Genomic DNA, 15,839 nt, shown 5'->3' with positions numbered 1-15,839 from the left:
GGTTTTGGAGAAGAACCTGCTCGGTTCGGGATTGCCTGGAAACCCGAGCCACTGCCCGTTGGTTACGTTGCCACGATTATGATCCTCGTTCTTTTGTTCGAGTTGCTCCCTTACCTGGAGGAATTTGTTCGCGGTCTTCACGCCAACGGGTGGAGACTGATTCCCAACAAGGCGCGCCGCGCCAAATCGGGATCTTCAACAAGGCGCGCTGACGTCGTTGAAGACGCGGGTCAGATCGACATCCTGCTGCGTGAAGGTCTCGATCAGGTCATGGAACTGCATTCCGGTTACGGCGAGAACCGGCACCTGATCGAGCTTTGCGTCGTAGAGGCCGGTCAGCAGATGGTTGCCACCCGGTCCGGAAGTGGCGAGACAGACACCGAGCTTGCCGGTCCATTTTGCATAGGCCGTCGCCATGAACGCCGCCGACTCCTCGTGCCGCACCTGAACAAAACGGATTTTGTCCTGTCTGGTGCGCAGCGCCTCCATGATCCCGTTGATGCCGTCTCCAGGAAGACCGAAGATCACGCGCACATCCCATGCGATCAGCGTGTCGACAAGTATCTCGGCGGTGTTGGGCATCGTAACCTCCACTCTGTCGCTTGCCAAACCCGAGCGCGCTGTGCACTGACGGTATCGGCGTGCCGCTGGTCTGTGCCGCCGCCCAACCAACCACAGGATGACAATGCGCCCGTGTGCCATCCCGCGCGTTATCACCAGCAGGGCTGTCCGGCCCGCGGCACCTGCATCCGGATGACGGTCCCGACGAGAGCCGCCTAGAGAGCCAGGTTCATTATCAACCAACGGGTGGTTCTGCCGCGTTCCGTTTCGTCGCTCTGGGCCCGTGCAGGACATCCGGGGGTCACAACGTGCAGGGAACTGTCCTTCCCTTGGCAGGTCGCCGAACGTCCGTGAAAACGCCGCGCATCCGGTTCAGTGCAGCAGAACAGTTCTCAGCCAAGCCGTGAACCTGCTTCCGCGAATGGTCCTGCGCACCCTGACGGCGGCCCAACTCGCTTGCATCGTAGTCCCGACGTGACAGCTGCAGACGATTTCGTGCAGTTGCCAGTCGCCCAGCTGGAAAAAGCGTTTTGCCTCCCCATAGCTGTCATCCTGGAGACCCGATGCACGCAGCAGCGGATCCTCGAATGCAACGGTAATAGCCGATCCAGCCGTGCGTGCTTCCTCACGGACCTTGGGATGAAGATGTTCAGTGCCAACAAGCGCTCCAAGGGATCGCGAGGGGTTCCGCTCGAGAAGCTCCGCCCAACGTTCGATCCTCTGTGTTTTGGTCATGACGGCGCTTTGCGCCGTGGGTTTAACATCTGCGATTGTCTGCAGTTCGTGGAGGGTCTGGTGTTTCATGGTTTGGCTCCTGTTGGTCGCGGCATTCCCCCTTTTTCTACGAACTATCGCGACGGGATGTCCTGACAAGGGCGTCGCCGAAAAGGAGTTCCGTTAACCGCGTAACAGTCGGTCCCAAGACAACCTCCAGCACTCGGACGTCGTGCGTTGCGGCGTCCCCATTTGCAAACACCCTAAAAAACTCGGCGAAGGACCGCGGCAGCGCGAAACAAGCGGCTCCCGTCGAAGAAATTGGCTTGGAATCCCGGTTCGATGGAACCTGTCGGCTTACCGCGGGTTGCTCAGCAACCCGTCGCAAAGCAGGCCCAAAGGAGGACCGCATGGCGCGCAAAGCAACTCCCCCCAATCCCAATGCCGCGACGATCCACGACCAAGCCCTTGTTCGAGGGCAGGGATGGAGAGCTGCACCAGGTTGCGGAAGGTAACAGCGAGGGTCAAGTTATAGGAGAGGTTCATCCGGCAACCCACCCCTGCCGAATGAACTGGAGCGTTCCCTTTCGAACTGAAAGGAATGAGCAGTGGCTGACGAAGAAACCAGACGCCCGGTCATAACCCCGCAAGCCGTGCGGGCACTGGCGCGCGAGTGCGGAGTGACGGAGAGCCAAATCCGTGAGATCGTTTCATTGGTCGGGACGGACAGGGCATCGATCCTGCGCGAGGCCCGGCTTCTTAAACAGGGCGGGGGTTGAGTCCGCGGCTTTGTATTTTTTCGACCAAACGACAGACTGGCAGGAGGATGCGCCAATGTCGAAAGCGAAAGAGACCCTGCGCAAGAAAGTCGAGAACGACGCCCAAGGGCAATATGTGCGTAGCGACCATGGTCGCGAAAACGATGGCGTGACGAGTGTCAAACCGCGCGTATTGCCGAGCCACCCGACGCAAAATTCCGAGGCCGAGGGCTCTGAGGGCTGGCGGCAACGCGATTGACAGCTCTCTTCAGCCTAAAGAGCGGCGCTATCCGTCCAGTCTAACAACTGGGGTGTGAGCGACGGGCAGTGGCCTTTTCGGTGCTGATCGCTTTGGTCTGCTATGTTCTTGCCCGGGCCGAGTTCTTGCTGGGGCCGGCGAAGCGGCGCCAGCCGCCGAAGGACGAGATGTCGGACGCACCGCTGAGGCCAGCGGTTTCGACCAGGAAGCCCTTGGCCGAACTGCCATCCTCGAGCTCGATGGTCCCGATGCCGAGCGGTGGCGGGATGGCCGCGACGAAGCGGCCGAAGGCATCGGCCGAAAGTCGCCAGACTTCGACCTCGACGGCAGCGCCGCCCTCGGCGACACGGAGCAGCCCCGGCTTGGGCACGGACTGGCCAGCCAGCGCATAGAGCCTGTAGGCGGCGGATGTCTTTGCCGAGCGCGAAAACCGTGCGCCGAGCTGGCTCAGTTGGCCGTTGAGCGGCATCCCCGAAAGATGCGCGCCAACAACCACGAGATCGATCATGCCATCATCTGCTGATGAAGCTGCAGGCAGAAAACCCGGCTGCTGCCAGCCGGTTGCGCCGAGCGAAAGGCCGCTCGCCGCATGCAGGTCGCGGGCGAGCGCCGCTGTCAGCGCATCGCGGCCGGCCGGCGCCAGCAAGGTGACGCTCATCGGCAGGCCGTCGTCGCGCTTGCCTGTCGGCACGGCGATGCCACACATGTCGAGCAGGTTGACGAAATTGGTGTAGGTGCCGAGGCGGCTGTTGGTCTCGATCGGATCGGCGAGCACGGCGGCGGTGGTGTAGTGCGTCGGCGCGGTCGGCACGCAGAACAGGTCGACCGAGGCGATGACGGGAGCAAGCTTCGCCCTGTAGGCCTGCAAGGCATAGAGACCGCGGAAAGCGTCCGCCGCCGAAAGGTTGCGCGCGCCGCCGATAATCTTGCGTGTCACCGGATGCAGGGCCGCTTCGTTGGCCTCCATGAAATCGCGGATCGCCGCATAGCGCTCGGCCACCCAGGCGCCCTCATAGAGAAGGTTGGCGGTGGCGTAGAAATCGCCGAAGGGGATTTCCACCAGCCGGCAGCCGAGCCGCGACAGCATGGCAAGCGAGGCCTCGAAGCCGGCTTGCATCGCCGCATCGCCGAAGAATTTCAGATCGGCTTTTGCCGGAATGCCGACGATCAGCATCGGCGGGCGTACGGCGAGCGGCTGGACGGCGATGTCGCGCGAATATGGATCGGCGGCGGCGCGCGCCGCCGCCACCGAGAACACCCGATAGGCGTCGTCGACGGTCAATGCGAACACCGAGACGCAGTCGAGCGTGCGGCAGGCCGGCACGACGCCGGCGGCCGACAGCGTGCCGACCGTCGGCTTCAGCCCGACGATGTTGTTGAGGCCGGCTGGAATGCGGCCGGACCCGGCGGTGTCGGTGCCCAGCGCGAAGGAGACGATGCCGCGCGCCGTCGCCACCGCGGACCCCGACGAGGACCCGCCCGGCACTAGGCTGGCATCGACCGCGTTCCTCGGGATCGGATACGGCGTGCGCACGCCGACAAGGCCGGTGGCGAACTGGTCGAGATTGGCCTTGCCCACCACCAATGCGCCGGCTGCCTTCAGCCGGGCCACCACGGTAGCGTCCGCCTCTGGCATATATGCATATTCGGCGCAGGCGGCGGTTGTCGGCATGCCAGCGACATCGATGTTGTCCTTGACCGCGAACGGCACGCCCCACAGCGGCTTGGCCACCGGATCGAACGGTCCGAGCTTTTGCGCCTGCGCCAGCATGTCCGCCTTGCCGGGCAGATGAATGAAGATGCCGGGATCGTCGGCCGCCGCGATGCGGGCGTGAACGGCATCGATCATGGCGGTAACACTGACGCCGGCTGCATAGGCAGCATGTAGACTGCCTATGTCGAAGCGGACCTCGCTCATGTGGACTCTCCCAGAATGATCACCGGAAGGTCCCACTGGATCAGCACGACGCAGCCGTCTTTCGTCCACACCGAATGCTCGGTGCCGACCGGATTCAGCACGACGCTGCCGGTGGAATAGTCGCCATTCTCGTCACTCTGCGTTCCTTCCAGCACGACGATCGTCTCCAGCCCGACATGGCGGTGGCGCGGCACGCCGGCACCGGGCCGGTAGCTGAGGATGGCGACCGACGGCTCCACCGGCCCGCCCTTCAGCAGCCAGTGCACACTGATACCGTCGCGGAAAGGCTCGAACGCCAGATCGCGCCAGCCGCCGTCGAGCAGGCCGGCAAAGGCAAGATTAGGCATTGGCAATTCCCTTGAGTACCTGGTCGGTGGTCGCCGTCCAGCCGACGATGGCGCCCTGCGCCCTGATCATGGCGATCGCCGCTGCCTTGAACTCGGGGAAATAGCTTTCCGTCGCGTCCTCGGCGAGCAGGCACTCATAGCCACGGTCGTTGGCCTCGCGCATCGTCGTCTGCACGCAGACCTCGGTGGTGACGCCGGCAAAGACCAGCTGCCCAGCGCCGAGCCTCTTGAGGTCCTCGTTGAAGGAGGTGGCGTAGAAGGCCCCCTTGCCGGGCTTCTCGATGACGATCTCGCCGGGCAGCGGCGCCAGCTCGTCGAGGATCGCCGTACCCGGCTCGCCGACGATCAGCACGCGGCCCATCGGGCCGACATCGCCGATGCGGATCGAGGGATTGCCGCGATTGCGCTTGGCCGGCGGCAGATCCGAAAGGTCCGGACGATGGCACTCCATCGTGTGGATCACCGGCAGGCCGGCGGCGCGAAATCCCTCGATCAGCCGCTTCACCGTCGGCACGATTGCCACGACCCGGCTGACATCGTTGCCGAGGCTGGCACCAAAACCGCCGGGCTCGGCGAAGTCGCGCTGCATGTCGATGACGACCAGCGCCAGGGACTCCGGCTTAAAGGCAAAGGCAAACGGCTGCGCATCGATTTCGGCCATCAGTGATGCCCCGCCATATGCTCGCCGATGGTCTGCACACTCGCACCGGCGATCGGCGTCTCATAGACCAGAGCGCCGTCCGACATGACGAAGATGCGGTCCGACAGTTCCAGCAGCTCGTCGAGATCTTCCGACATCAAAAGCACCGCGGCGCCGGCATTGCGCGCCTTCATGATGCGGGCGCGGATTTCGGCCACTGCCGAGAAGTCGAGGCCGAAGCACGGGTTGGAGACGATCAGAAGGTCGACCTCGCCGGTGAGTTCGCGGGCCAGCACGGCGCGCTGCACATTGCCGCCCGACAGCGAGGCGATCGGCGAGGACAGCGAGGCGGTCTTGACCTTGAACTGCTCGACCAGACGGGCGCTGAAGGCCCTGATGGCACCGGCGCTGATCCAGCTCACCGGCTTGCCGTTGCCGTCGATGTCGAAGGTGCGGAAGGAGATGTTTTCGGCCACGGTCATCTTCGGCGCGCAGGCGTTCTTCAGCGGCTCCTCCGGGATGAGGCGGACATTGAGCGCACGCGCCTCGGCGCGCGTCGCCGCATAGGCGGTGCCGCGCACCATCACTTCGCCGGCATCGCGCGGGCGCTGCCCGGCCAGCACTTCGAGGAATTCCTTCTGGCCGTTGCCGGAAATGCCGGCGATGCCGACGATCTCGCCGGAGCGCACGCCGAGATCCTCGATCCGGATCGACTTCAGCCCGGTGCGGTCCGGCGCCTTCAGCGCCTTGACCTTGAGTACGATCTCGGCGTCCGGCTTCGGCTCGGCGCGACTGTCGAGCGCCGCGATCGGCTGGTCGCCGATCATCATCGCCGCCATCTGCCCGTGGTCGAGGTCGGCTACGCGGCCGGTGCCGGTCAGCCTGCCCTTGCGCAGCACGCTGACGTCGTCGGCGAACGCCGTCACTTCGTGGAACTTGTGCGAGATCATCAGCACTGTGAGGTCGCCGGCCCTGGTCATGGCGCGCACCAGGCCCAGCACCTCCTGCGCCTCACCGGGGGTGAGCACCGAAGTCGGCTCGTCCAACACCAGGAAGGAGCGGCCGAGATAGAGCTGCTTGACGATCTCCAGCTTCTGCTTCTCGCCGGCGGCAAGCTCGGCCACCTTGACGTCGAGCGGAAGCTTGAAGGGCATCCGGTCCATGAACACGGCAAGCTCGCCGCGCTCCTTGCGCCAGTCAATGATGCCAGGCACCTTTTCGCGCGAAATGACCAGGTTTTCCGCGCCGGTCAGCGACGGCACGAGGGTGAAATGCTGGTAGACCATGCCAAGGCCGAGCGCCGAGGCATCCTTGGGGCTGGCGATCGCCGCCTCGCGGCCGTCGACCAGCATGTCGCCGGAGGTCGGATGGTAAAAACCCATCATGCATTTGACCAGCGTCGACTTGCCGGCGCCGTTCTCGCCGAGCAGCGCGTGGAATGATCCCGCCGGCACCTTGACCGAGACATCGCCCAGCGCCGTGAAGGCGCCGAACCGCATGGTCATGCCGATGGTTTCGACGTCGACGGCCTTCTTGCCGGTGATTTTGCTCATCCCCGGTTCCTCACGGCAGTTGGGCGACGAATGACGCCGAGTTCGACACCGCGCCGAAGACGCCGCCTTGCATCTTGATCATCTTGATGGCGGCCAGATGGTTGCCGTAGTCGGTCGCGCCACAGCAATCCTCCAGCATCACGCATTCGAAGCCGCGGTCGTTGGCCTCGCGCATGGTGGTGTGGACGCAGACGTCGGTGGTGATGCCGGTGAGCACGATGTTGTCGATACCGCGCTGGTTGAGGATCAGCTCCAGGTCGGTGGCGCAGAAGGAGCCCTTGCCCGGCTTGTCGATGATCGGCTCGCCCTCGGCCGGATAGAGGTCGGGGATGATGTCCCAGCCGGGCTCGCCGCGCACCAGGATGCGCCCGCAGGGGCCGGGATCGCCGATGCCGGCATTGATGCGACGCGAGCGCCAGCGCTTGTTGGCCGGCAGGTCTGCGAGGTCGGGCCGATGGCCCTCGCGGGTGTGAATGATGGTGTAGCCCTTGGCCCGCATCTCCGACAGCACCGACTTGATCGGCTCGATCGGCGCGCGCACCAGCGACAGATCGTAGCCCATATGGTCGACATAACCGCCCGGCCCGCAGAAGTCGGTCTGCATGTCGATGATGATCAGCGCCGTGTTGTCGGGACGAAGCTCGCCGTTGTAGGGCCATGGATAGGGATCGGCGTCGATATAGCGCTGGGTGACACCGGCTCTCGCGTTCATGGCAAAAACTCCGGTCTCATTTGGTGATCGACAATTCGCCCGGTGCGCCGGCGAGCGAGCGGCTCGGCGACGAGGTGGCGATCATGATGATCAGGGTGAGGATGTAAGGGGCGGCGTAGAAGAGGTAATAGCCCTGCGTTACGCCGACCGATTGCAGGGCAGGACCAAGCGCTCCTGCCCCGCCGAACAGAAGGGCGGCGGCAAAGCAGCCGAGCGGGTTCCAGCGCGCGAAGATGACCAGCGCCACCGCCATCAGCCCTTGGCCCGACGAGATGCGTTCGGTCCAGCTGCCGGGATAATAGAGCGACAGATAGGCGCCGCCGATGCCGGCCAGCGCGCCGCCGACGCCGGTGGCGATCAGGCGCACGGCGTTCGGATTGAGGCCCATGGCGCGCGCGGCGTCGGAACTGTCGCCGACGACGCGCACGATGAGGCCGGCGCGGGTGTTGCGGAAGGCCCACCATAGGAACACCGCAAGTGCGGCGCCGATCAGGAACAGCACGTTGACGTCGAGGGCTGCCTGCACCTGCGGAATGTCCGACCAGGCGCCCAACGGAATGGCCGGCAGGTCGGGCGCCGAGGGCTGGATGAACGGCTTGCCGAAGAAGAAGGCGAGGCCCGAGCCGAACAGCATCAAGGCGATGCCGACGGCGATGTCGTTGACCTTCGGGAATTTGCAGATCCAGCCGTGGAAGAGGCCGAAGCACAGGCCGGCGAAGGCGGCGGCGATGAGGCCGAGCCAGGGCGAGCCGGTCATAACCGCCACGGCATACGCGGCCATGGCGCCGAACACCAGCGTGCCTTCCAACCCGAGGTTGATGCGGCCCGAACGCTCGGTGATGGCTTCGCCGAGCGAGACAAAGATGAAGGGCGTGGAGACGCGGATGGCGCCGCCGAGGATGGCAAGCGGTACGCCCCAGAGACCGATCCCGCTGGCGTCCATCAACTGTTCCTTTGCCAGAGATCGGGATTGAAGGCCTTGAAGCGGCCGTAGAGGGTCTCGCTGAACAGGATGACGATGAACAGCATGCCCTGCAGCACCAACACGGTGGCGTCGGGCAGGTCCATGCGGCGCTGGATCAGCCCGCCGGAGGCGTCGATGCCGCCGAGCAGGAAGGCGACAGGGATGATGGCCAGCGGATTGTGGCGGGCGAGGAAGGCGACGAGGATGCCGGTATAGCCATAGCCGGCGGCAAGCGAGGCGTTGGCGCTGCCCTGCACCGCCGCGACCTCCAGCATGCCGGCAAGACCGGAGAAGCCGCCGGCCAGCCCGGTGAAGCCGACGATCAGCGAGCCGACGGCAAGCCCCTGCACCTGGGCGGCTCTGACATTGCCGCCAGCGATGCGGGCGGCAAAGCCCCAGCGGGTCTTTTCGATCAGCACCCAGGACAGAACGCAGGCAATGATGCCGACGGCAAGGCCCCAATGTACCTCCATGCCCGGCATGCTGCCGATGCGGTAGATATCGGCCAGCGGCTGGGTCGAGGGCTTGTTGAGCGAGGCTGGGTCGCGCAGCGGCCCTTCGACCAGCTGGTTCATCAGGGCGATGGCGATATAGGCCATCAGTAGGCTGGAGATGGTCTCGTTGACGGCGCGGTAATGGCGGAGCGCGCCGACGGCACCTATCCAGATGCCGCCGGCGGCCATGCCCGCTACGCCCATGACGAGAATGACGATGAAGGAGGGGGCGCCGTCGAGCGCCGTGCCTGCTGCCGCGGCGGCGACGCCGCCGAGCACGATGGCGCCCTCGCCGCCGATAACGACGAGGCCGAGCCGCGCCGGCAGCGCCACGCAGAGCGCCGCCAGCAACAGGGGTGCGGCGCGTGACAGCGAGTTCTGCACCGAGAACCACGAGCCGAAGCCGCCGCGCCACATCGTTTCATAGAGCTGGACCGGCGACTTGCCGACAGCCAGGATGAACAGGCTGAACAGGGCCATGCCGACGACCAGCGCCGCCAGCGGAATGACGAATGCTTCCGCCCGCCGCGCCATCCATTCCAGCGCTGCCGGATGACCCCTGGCGCCGAATGTCACCGGCATGCCGGCTTCTGTCACTATCTCCGCCATCGCCCCGCTCTCTTTCGGTCAGGCAGTCGAGCCGACGACCCCGTCGACCAGATAGTCCATGCTTTCGAGTTCGATCGCGTTCTCGGGGAAAGCCTGGCCCTCTGTGGCCACGACAGCGCCCTTGTTGCTGTTCAGCGGACCCTTGATGACGGCGAAGCCGCCCTTCATCATTTCGGCCAGTGTGGCGTCGAACTGTTTGCGCGCCGGCTCGGAGACGGCGGGGCCGAGCGGGCTCATCTTGACGAAACCATCGGCCAGACCGCCGCGCGTGAAGTTGGGCAAAGGCTTGCCGGCGACGAGATCGTCGACGAACATCTTGTAGACCTTGGCCCAGTTCCATTCGGCGCCGGTCAGGTATTTCTCGGGTGCCAGCGGGCTCTGGTTGGCGTGGTAGCCGCAGACGAAGGCGCCGCGGCCGGCTGCCGTCTCGACCACCACTTTCGGGCTGTCGACATGGCAGGTGATGACATCGGCGCCCTGGTCGACCAGTGCGTTGGTGGCTTCCGCCTCCTTGACCGCCAGCGACCATTCGCCGGTGAAGATGACTTGGCAAGTGATCGTCGGATCAACCGAGCGCGCGCCGAGCAGGAAGGAGTTGATGTTGAGCAGCACCTGCGGAATGGGCTTGGCCGCGACGAAGCCGAGCTTCTTGGTCTTGGAGGTGTGGCCGGCGACGACGCCGTTGAGATATTGACCCATGCCGATATAGCCGAAGTAGGAGCCGGCATTCATCGGATGCTTGTCCTTGTTCCACATGCCGCCGCAGTGGCGGAACTGAACGTCGGGGAATTTCGCGCACATGGCCAGCATGTGGGGGTCGAAATAGCCGAACGAGGTCGGGAAAATCAGCGAGGCGCCGTCGAGATTGATCATCGATTCCATCGTCTTTTGGACATCGACCGTCTCCGGTACGTTCTCCTCCTCGACGACGGTGATGCCCTCGATGCCTTTCAGCGCCGCTGCCCCCTCGGCATGCGCCTGGTTGTAGCCGTAATCATCCTTCGGGCCGACATAGATGAAGCCGACCGTGGCGCTCGCGGCGAACGCCTTGCTGATGGGAAAGGCCGCGGAGGCAAGCCCGAGTGCGGCTCCCGCGGCGGTGGTCTTGAGCAATTGGCGACGGCTAAGCATGAATCGGTCGGTCATGTGAATGCTCCCCTGTAGGACCCTTTCCGGGTCGGTTAACGCCTTTTCAAGAAAGTGCATGCAATCGCTGTGCCAGTTCAAAACAGAAGATTTATATAATGAAATCAGGAATGAATATCTTTTGCGCTGCACAATTGAAAGGCAATTGCATACACTTGCTGCCTTAAATGAAGCCAATTTGACAGGCGGATTAAAATATAGGCATAGAGGATGCGAGGCGAGTCGGGTCACGCCGTTCGGCGCTGATTTCATGGTTCGGACGTAGAAGCACGGAAGGCGAAGCAGATTTGTCGGGAAAGCGCAGCCTGATCCGGTCAGGCACGACCGTCGATCAGATGGTGAGGGCGATCGGCGACCGCATCGTCACCGGCGTGCTGCGCCCTGGTGAAAAGCTCGACGAGGCTTCGCTCGCCGCCCGCTTCGAGGTGTCACGCACGCCGGTACGCGAGGCACTTGGCCAGCTCAGCGTCATGGGCCTTGTCGAAAGGCGACCTAACCGGGGCGCGATCGTCGCCGTGGTGACGCAGGAGCATCTCGCCTCGATGTTCGAAAGCATGGCCGAGTTGGAAGGCATCTGCGCCCGCTTCTGCGCCGAACGCATGACCGGCGGCGAGCGTCGCACGCTCGAGATCGAACACCAAGCCTCGGCCCGGTTGGTGCGGCTGGGCGCCGAGGAAGACTATGAATACTTCAACACCGAATTCCACAGCCGGCTCTATCGCGGCGCCCATAGCACGCACATCCAAGAGCTGACCGCGACGACGCGCAGCCGCCTCGCCCCCTTCCGCCGCGCGCAGTTCAGGCTAGCCGGCCGCCTGGCCAAGTCCTGGCAAGAGCATGACGCCATCGTCACCGCCATCCTGCGCGGCGATGGTACCGCAGCCGGAACCGCGGCCAAGAATCACGTCTCGATTGTCAGCGAGGCAAGTGCCGTCTTTGCCGTCGGTGACCAGCCGAAAGCCGCAAGCACGACGCCGGTCACCGCCGACTGAGAAACCAACTGGTTGCAGCACCGGCACATAGCGCCGAAGATACGGATCTGGCTGCGCGACTTTGTGGCCTTCAAATATTCGGTCGCTGCTCGAAGAGGTTAGCGCGCGACCAGTTCTCGGCGTCGATCACACACGGTCGTAGATCGATTACTGCTCCTTCTTGAACAAATCCTGGAAGATGAGCTGGCCCCAAGTGCGGCCGCGTGCGTGCACCAGCGCGCCACCCTCGTTGAGCTTTCCCAGCTTGACGGGTGCGAACCCGAGTTGTTTGGCCAAGGCCGCCACGGGTGCGATCGCGTCCTCGTCGTCGCTCGACAGAAAGACGACCCGGTGGCCGCCTCCGACGACCGGATCGGTAGCCAGGGTGGCCGCAACCAGGTGATTGAAGCCTTTCACGAACTTGGCGCCGGTGAACGACTTCGCAACGAAGGCGGAGGACGGGAGGCCGTCCAGCTCTTCAGGCACAGGAAACCGTTCATCGCGTCGATGACCGTCTTGCCTTTCCAACTCGGCAGGGCTTTCGCAACCTCGCGATGCTCCCCGAAAGGGACCGCCAAGATGATTGTGTCGGCCTCGAGTGCTTCCCGCAGCGACTTGGCGACGACCGAGGGTCCAATCGCCCGAGCCTGCGGCGCCAACGCCTCGGGCGGCCGGCGGCTCGCGACGGTCACGTCGATGTTTTTACGGGCGAAGGCGTGGGCGAGGGCCTGGCCTATCTTACCGAATCCTACAATCGCGTAGTTCATAATGCTTCTCCGATCCGTGTTGGTATTGTTTCCCCAGCCTCAACGGCGCTGGGTTATCCGTTCCGCTGTGTGGCGACCTTTGCGTAGTGCTCCACCATGGACACGCTAGTTCCCGCCGGTCAGCCGCTTCTCGCGATCCGGCGCGATTTCAGATGGCCGAGAAGCCGCCGTCGACAGACAACTCCACCCCATTCACGAAGCTCGAATCGTCTGAAGCAAGAAACAGCGCGACCGCCGCAATTTCCTCAGGACGCCCCATCTTTCCCCGCGGGATCAGGGATTCGAACATCTGCTTCGCCTCCTCGGTGAGAACTTGGTCCTGCATCGGTGTGGCGATCGGCCCTGGGTGCAGCACGTTCACCCGGATATTCCTGCCCTTGAGTTCGTTGAGCCATCCGCGTGCGAATGCGAGCAACGTCGCCTTGCTCGCCGCATACACGCTGTAACCAGGAAACCCTTTGATCGAAGCAACCGACCCGGTCATGAAGATCGATCCGCCATCGTTGAACAGCGGCAACGCCTTCTGAACCGTAAACAGCGTGCCGCGCGCATTCAGGTTGAAGGCCGCATCGAAGTGCTGCTCGGTAATCTCGCCCAGTGGGACGGCTTCGCCGGTGCCGGCGCTCGCATACAGGACGTCGATCTTGCCCTTTTCCCGCTTGACTGTATCGAACAGGCGGTCGAGGTCGTCGAGATTGGACGCGTCGCCGCGCACGCCGGTCACGTTCCGGCCGATCAGCTTGACGGCCTCGTCGAGCGCCTCCTGTCTCCGGCCCGTGATGAAAACATAGGCGCCTTCTTCAACGAACCGCCTGGCGCTCGCCAGCGCCATGCCGCTCGATCCGCCCGTGATGACTGCAACCTTACCCTCAAGCTTTCCCATAACTTCTCCTTTCGTGGTGTCGAGACAGCATCTGCCTCCGAGGACCTCGAAATGGGTCCGCCGGCGTCAGTTGTTGAGTGCGGAAGCGCGCACATCGGTGGTGCGAAATCGATCCGGTTGGACGACTGACGCCGGCCGCGACGATCGGTGTCCGCCGTTCGGAATTGGGCCGCACTCGTCGACATAGGCTATTATGACCACCCGTACTGCTGTTCGACGTGTTAGATACGGGCTTTGGAAGGCGCACCGCGCGGTGCTGGATTGCACCATGATCGACTGGGATGACGTCCGCTACTTTCTTGCCGTCGCGCGCGCAGGCTCAGTGCGGGCCGCCGCCGAGCGCCTCGGGGTGAATCACTCGACCGCGCTGCGACGCATCGCTCAGCTCGAGGAACGCCTAGGGGCGCAGATGTTCGAAAAGCTGCCTTCGGGCTACCGCCTGACGGCCGCGGGCGAGGAGGTCCTCGAGCTCGCGAACCAGATGGAAGCCTCGTCGCACCAGCTGGAGACGCGCGTCTTCGGGCGCGACCAGAGCGTGCGCGGGCTTCTGCGGGTGACGCTGGCGCCGCCCCTCGCGACACATCTGCTCATGCCGGACTTCGCCGATTTCGCGCGTCTGCATCCGGACATCGAGATGGAAATCTTGTCGTCCGGCGAGCTGGCAAATCTGACCAATCGAGAGGCCGACGTGGCGATCCGCGTCGTCTACGACCGCAAAACCCTGCCGCTCAATCTTCACGGCCTGAAGGGACCGGAGCTGTTCGGCGGCGTCTACATGTCCTGCGATCGACTAGCCGCGTGGCGTGCGGGCGCGCCTGATCCCATCCGGTGGATCGTCATAAGCATTCATGGTATCCCGGACTGGGCCAGCGAGGGTGAGGTTCGCGCCACGGGGGTTCCATTCAGGACCTCGGACGCCGAGGCGCAGATCGTTGCCGTACGGCAAGGGCTCGGGATCACGACACTGCCGTGCTTCGTCGGAGATGCCGACCCCCTACTGGTGAGGGTGCCGGGCACCGACCTGCACATGTACGGAACGGTTGGGCTCCTCACACAGGGGGAAACACGCAAGACGAAGCGCGTGCGGCTCTTCACGGAGTTCGTATCCCGCAGGCTCGCCGCGTACGCGCCGCTTCTCGCGGGGCTGTCCCTATCGCGCGACTGACGCCCGGCAGGTCGCCGGCGACGCTTGCCGTAATCCGGTCGGAAGCCGAGCTGCGATCGTTTGAAGCGGCGTCGTTCAGTCCGCGAATGTTGCGCCGTATCGCAACCGGCGTGAGGGCCACACTACTGGCGGGGTACGGACTTCACCGAGGGTCGTTGCTCAGGTCGGCATCAGTTCGCCCCCAACGCGTAGCGTGGCGACGCGCCACTGGCGACGTGGATCTCACCAGGCTTGAGATCATGGAGGGGCGTCGATTTTGTCATGAGGCTTGCATCCGGATGTTGGTGGCTTGGGCGGTCCGAGAAGGCCCCAGCGCCGCAGCGTTCTGGACCAGCGCACGCATGTAGCCCAAGGCAAAGGCCTTTCCGGCGTGCCAGGGCGCGTCACAGGACATCTCCGGCGTATGGTCCGGGATCATCACGCCATCATAGTTTTCGTCGCGCAGGATGCGGACGATCTCGGCCATGTCGATGTCGCCGTCATCGACGAAAGTCTCATGATAGTTAGGCACCTTGCCACGCACATTGCGGAAGTGGATGTAGCCGATGCGTTTGCTTCGGGCGAAGCGCCGGACGTGTCCGTAGATATCGTCGGTGCCGGGCATCTCCTGCAGCGAGCCGAGGCAGAGCTCCAGCCCATTGGACGGCGAGTCGACGATGTCCATCAGCCGATCGTATTTCTCTGGCCGGTTGACGAGCCGCGCGGCGCCACGCAGCGCCTCGGCCGGCGGATCGTCGGGGTGCGCCGCCATCACAACGCCAGCTTCTTCGGCCACCGGTATGATCTCGCGAAGGAAGACGTCGAGCCGCCGCCAAAGCTCATCGCTGCTGACCTTTACCGTTTCGGCATTCGGCCGCCCGGCACGATAGCGCATGTTCCAGACCACGCCGTCGGGGAGGGGCAGATCGGGATCGATGGCAGCGAGATCGAGCCCCACCGACATCGCCTCGCCCCGAGCGAATGGGCCGCGCGACCAGCCCCAGACGCCGGCGATCGAGAAGTTGTAGCCGATACAGGGAATACCGGCACGTCCGGCATCGCGAACAAGGCGCTTTAATCCTTCGATCTGTTTTGCCCTGTCAGGACCGCCGAGCAGCACGTCCGACCAGAAACGCGGCGAGAAATTCTCGATCGCGGCGATTTCCAGGCCGTTGTCGCGCACGGTCTTCACCAGACCGACGAAATCCTCATAATCCCAAAGCTCATCGCTGGAGCAATCGCCCCAACCCTCGGCTTCGCTGCCGGCGGACAGCGAAGGATCGCGGCCGCGAAAATAGTTGGTGAGGTGGGCAACGATGTGGGTGGCGCCTGCCTGGCGGGCGAAGCGGAAATTATCAGGGGTCAGCGACTCCCGGTAAAGGCCAAGACCGATCTTCAT

General features: G+C 64.0%; 14 protein-coding genes and 2 pseudogenes. 3 read left to right on the top strand and 13 right to left on the bottom strand.

Annotated features, from left to right (window positions below; all coding sequences use genetic code 11):
• Positions 1-207: 207 nt before the first annotated feature.
• Together NKH19_RS03545 and NKH19_RS03540 are read right to left on the bottom strand one after the other, a co-directional pair.
• Positions 208-582, bottom strand: a pseudogene (locus NKH19_RS03545) (thiamine pyrophosphate-binding protein); the annotation flags it as partial.
• 351 nt (positions 583-933) lie between these two features.
• Positions 934-1,365, bottom strand: coding sequence for a hypothetical protein (locus NKH19_RS03540; protein WP_352981831.1), 432 nt, complete (start codon positions 1,363-1,365; stop codon positions 934-936).
• Positions 1,366-2,109: 744 nt separating this feature from the next.
• Between NKH19_RS03540 and NKH19_RS03535 the strand changes: the two genes are divergently transcribed.
• Complete coding sequence (locus tag NKH19_RS03535; RefSeq protein ID WP_352981830.1) at positions 2,110-2,292, top strand: hypothetical protein; 183 nt, start codon at positions 2,110-2,112, stop codon at positions 2,290-2,292.
• 100 nt (positions 2,293-2,392) lie between these two features.
• Here the strand turns inward: NKH19_RS03535 and atzF are convergent, their stop codons facing one another.
• Genes atzF through NKH19_RS03495 form a run of 8 tightly spaced genes read right to left on the bottom strand, consistent with a single transcriptional unit; the run spans position 2,393 to position 10,675 of the window.
• Positions 2,393-4,210 carry an allophanate hydrolase gene (atzF, locus tag NKH19_RS03530; protein ID WP_352981829.1) on the bottom strand — a complete coding sequence of 606 codons (1,818 nt, stop codon included), beginning with the start codon at positions 4,208-4,210 and terminating at the stop codon, positions 2,393-2,395.
• Positions 4,207-4,557, bottom strand: a complete 351-nt coding sequence (locus NKH19_RS03525; RefSeq protein ID WP_352968728.1) for a cupin domain-containing protein — start codon at positions 4,555-4,557, stop codon at positions 4,207-4,209. The genes atzF and NKH19_RS03525 overlap by 4 nt, the downstream gene beginning before the upstream one ends.
• Complete coding sequence (locus tag NKH19_RS03520) at positions 4,550-5,218, bottom strand: cysteine hydrolase family protein (protein ID WP_352879473.1); 669 nt, start codon at positions 5,216-5,218, stop codon at positions 4,550-4,552. Before NKH19_RS03520 ends, NKH19_RS03525 begins: the two co-directional genes overlap by 8 nt.
• Positions 5,218-6,750, bottom strand: coding sequence for an ABC transporter ATP-binding protein (locus NKH19_RS03515; RefSeq protein WP_352981828.1), 1,533 nt, complete (start codon positions 6,748-6,750; stop codon positions 5,218-5,220). Before NKH19_RS03515 ends, NKH19_RS03520 begins: the two co-directional genes overlap by 1 nt.
• Positions 6,751-6,760: 10 nt before the next feature.
• A complete protein-coding gene (gene biuH / locus NKH19_RS03510; RefSeq protein WP_352981827.1) occupies positions 6,761-7,462 on the bottom strand; it encodes a biuret amidohydrolase in 702 nt (233 codons plus the stop codon).
• A 16-nt stretch (positions 7,463-7,478) separates the two neighbouring features.
• Positions 7,479-8,405, bottom strand: coding sequence for an ABC transporter permease (locus tag NKH19_RS03505; RefSeq protein ID WP_352981826.1), 927 nt, complete (start codon positions 8,403-8,405; stop codon positions 7,479-7,481).
• Positions 8,405-9,502, bottom strand: a complete 1,098-nt coding sequence (locus NKH19_RS03500; RefSeq protein WP_352981880.1) for an ABC transporter permease — start codon at positions 9,500-9,502, stop codon at positions 8,405-8,407. Before NKH19_RS03500 ends, NKH19_RS03505 begins: the two co-directional genes overlap by 1 nt.
• A gap of 45 nt (positions 9,503-9,547) precedes the next feature.
• Positions 9,548-10,675 (bottom strand): BMP family ABC transporter substrate-binding protein, encoded by a 1,128-nt coding sequence (locus tag NKH19_RS03495; protein WP_352879467.1) that lies wholly within the window; start codon positions 10,673-10,675, stop codon positions 9,548-9,550.
• Between the two features lie 335 nt (positions 10,676-11,010).
• Here NKH19_RS03495 and NKH19_RS03490 point away from each other — a divergent pair, with 335 nt between their 5' ends.
• Positions 11,011-11,667 carry a GntR family transcriptional regulator gene (locus NKH19_RS03490; RefSeq protein WP_502910875.1) on the top strand — a complete coding sequence of 219 codons (657 nt, stop codon included), beginning with the start codon at positions 11,011-11,013 and terminating at the stop codon, positions 11,665-11,667.
• A 147-nt stretch (positions 11,668-11,814) separates the two neighbouring features.
• Here the strand turns inward: NKH19_RS03490 and NKH19_RS03485 are convergent.
• Together NKH19_RS03485 and NKH19_RS03480 are read right to left on the bottom strand one after the other, a co-directional pair.
• A pseudogene (locus tag NKH19_RS03485) lies at positions 11,815-12,413 on the bottom strand (NADPH-dependent F420 reductase).
• A 148-nt stretch (positions 12,414-12,561) separates the two neighbouring features.
• A complete protein-coding gene (locus NKH19_RS03480; protein WP_352981825.1) occupies positions 12,562-13,296 on the bottom strand; it encodes an SDR family NAD(P)-dependent oxidoreductase in 735 nt (244 codons plus the stop codon).
• 268 nt (positions 13,297-13,564) lie between these two features.
• On the opposite strand from NKH19_RS03480, the gene NKH19_RS03475 reads away from it, so the two are divergent.
• Positions 13,565-14,461 carry a LysR family transcriptional regulator gene (locus tag NKH19_RS03475; protein WP_352981824.1) on the top strand — a complete coding sequence of 299 codons (897 nt, stop codon included), beginning with the start codon at positions 13,565-13,567 and terminating at the stop codon, positions 14,459-14,461.
• Between the two features lie 259 nt (positions 14,462-14,720).
• Here NKH19_RS03475 and NKH19_RS03470 read toward each other — a convergent pair whose 3' ends face one another.
• Positions 14,721-15,839: a mannonate dehydratase gene (locus NKH19_RS03470; RefSeq protein WP_352981823.1), complete on the bottom strand. Its 1,119-nt coding sequence runs from the start codon at positions 15,837-15,839 to the stop codon at positions 14,721-14,723.

It is taken from the genome of Mesorhizobium sp. M1338 (assembly GCF_040318045.1).
In the GTDB taxonomy this organism is placed as follows: domain Bacteria; phylum Pseudomonadota; class Alphaproteobacteria; order Rhizobiales; family Rhizobiaceae; genus Mesorhizobium.
This window is presented reverse-complemented; position numbering and strand designations above follow the sequence as displayed.